The 254-nt window shown below is 63.0% G+C and carries 1 protein-coding gene; it reads left to right on the top strand.

The genetic code is table 11. From position 1 onward, the window contains the following. Positions 1-254, top strand: a 254-nt coding sequence (locus ACQG3P_RS20685; RefSeq protein WP_426806097.1) for a hypothetical protein, incomplete at both ends; no start/stop codon positions are given.

Genomic DNA, 254 nt, shown 5'->3' with positions numbered 1-254 from the left:
GGCCGCCCCGGGCGCCGACCTGAGCGGCACCGCGCTGGGCAAGGCCAACCCGCAGTTCACCCTGGCCGACGGGACCCGTGCGCAGCAGATTGCTGAAGGCTACGGCATTGCCGCCGGTGGCCTGGAAAGCAATGTCGATACGGAGATGGAAGAGTACGCGCTGAAGCTGGACTGGAACATCAGCGACAACCACCTTTCCAACATCCGTTACAGCAAGATCGACCAGAGCAAGCTGCGCATCAACGGCATGACCA

It is taken from the genome of Stenotrophomonas sp. SrG (assembly GCF_050031795.1).
Lineage (GTDB): Bacteria > Pseudomonadota > Gammaproteobacteria > Xanthomonadales > Xanthomonadaceae > Stenotrophomonas > Stenotrophomonas rhizophila_A.
Note: the sequence above shows the minus strand (reverse complement) of the source record. Positions and strands in the feature narration are given on the sequence as shown.